General features: G+C 45.7%; 1 protein-coding gene. It reads right to left on the bottom strand.

Annotated features, from left to right (window positions below):
* Nucleotides 1–163 precede the first annotated feature (163 nt).
* A complete protein-coding gene (locus tag E4U82_RS19450) occupies nucleotides 164–1,669 on the bottom strand; it encodes a transposase (RefSeq protein WP_068448388.1) in 1,506 nt (501 codons plus the stop codon).
* Nucleotides 1,670–1,903: the final 234 nt, after the last annotated feature.

The following is a 1,903-nucleotide window of genomic DNA, read 5'->3' as shown; positions in this document are numbered from 1 at the left end:
ATAGGCTCTCGGAGTTTCCGGAGTGAAAATTAAGGAATTGTTAAAAATTCACTGGAAATAGGTGATGATTTTCTTAAATGGATATTGTTTTCATGCCATTTTCAAAAAAAGGCATGCCAAATAAGCCGGGCCCATTTGATTTAAAAAGAGCTAGACAAAAGAGTTAGACTGCTGGAGTAAAAATGTGTTGTTTAAGAAATGCCAATTCATCCTTTCTGTGATCATACCAGGCATCGATGTGCTGACACATCATGATAGCGTAAATACGGACATACCACATCATCGTGGAGCGATGTCTGCCGGCCTCCAGGTGGTAATCAACCTTTTCCCGCTTGTTGGAGCGTTCAACGGACGTGCGGCTTTTATAGATCGTTTTCCATCGGTCCGTTTCCCTTGATAATTTGGGAAATAGACGCCTATTTTCTTTGGTGTATGTGTGGTACGTCCGGCCATATTTGGCAGTTGAACAGGGCGTTTCACATGTGTTGTTTGCCCCGCACGCCAGTGGGCATCGCCATTTTTGCCGGTGTCGCGTATGGTCATAGCCATTCGGCTTCATTTTCTTGCCAATCGGGCAGATTGGAACACCCTCAGGTGATAGTTGAATATCGCTGTCTGTTTCCAAATTCTTTTTGGCCCGTTTGTTCAGGTCGATGATGGGCTCCATTTGCTGGTGATCGATCATTTCATAAATGGCATAGGCATCATGTGCAGCGTCCAAAAGAATCTTGTCGATCGCGCCCGAGTTGAACCGCTGCGAAAATTCAGCCCAACTGACGATAAAGCCGACTGAGTCGTGGCACGATGCCCTGTTCAGACGCGGATATAAGGGCAAGTCATACGGGCTGTCGCAAGCATTGATCATGTAAAGATGATAGCCGTGAAAGTATTTCTCACGTGAGCTGTCCCAACCGCCATCACAGTCGGGCTGGGCGTAGACACGTGGATGCTTGCAGTTCGCTATACCTTGGGCGCGACAATCACAAGTGGGCTTGCTTCGGGTGTAGGATGCCGTCACAACAGGTGTACCATCGCCTGCAACATTCAGTTGTTCTACATCCCCGAGGAGTCCCAGTTTAGCCGAAATCGTCAGGATTTGGGATTGAAAGAAATCGAAAAGACGGTCAGCCGGAAGTTCCTGTTTCTGATCGAGTCTAGGAATAATCCATTCGACCAGCCTTTTGACACGTCCAGGCGTGGTTGTTGGCGCTTTGCCACCTTTCTTGCCTTTTTTGGGTTTTCGTTTACGGCTTCTTTTACTTTTGGTTTTATGGGTTCGATTCTTTTTCTTACTCCCCCATAGACGCGCAAAAAAATCGTAAAACGTGCCGATCCCGGGAGTATTGCCTGGTTCAAAACCGCTTAGGATGGCATAAAGGGGGACCCGTTTAAGCTCATCAACCCATTTCGTAACGCTCATCGTCGGATTCGTCAGAATCAGAAGGAGATAGGAACGCATCATGGAAGCCGGATCTTGGGGAGCTGGGCCTCGTTTTCCATAAATGTCACCAATCATCTTCGTTATTTCGGAAAGATCCGTCATCCAAAGCTTGGTGATAACGGGCCAGTCATCATTAACCAGTGTCAGGATACCACCGGAATAATGCTCCCGGAGTTGATTCATCACGAAATCCTGATAAGTTGCGTGTGGTACAAAAACTGGTTTCAAAATAAACACCCCAATCATGGTTAGTAAGGAAAAATTCCCTTCTACCGCGATTTTTGGGGTAATTTCAAAAAGTCAAGGGTATTTGGATCTGTTTTTAGAAAATAATTTGAACGCCAATTTCCAGTTCATATTATTTTGAGAATAAAAATCTCCCACGAAATGTGGGAGGAATCATAAAGAAGATGACTCAAGAAAACCTTGAGCCGTCTGACTCGGTGAATACCGAGAGTCTAT

Source organism: Lentibacillus salicampi, from assembly GCF_004565465.1.
Lineage (GTDB): Bacteria > Bacillota > Bacilli > Bacillales > Amphibacillaceae > Lentibacillus > Lentibacillus salicampi.
Note: the sequence above shows the minus strand (reverse complement) of the source record. Positions and strands in the feature narration are given on the sequence as shown.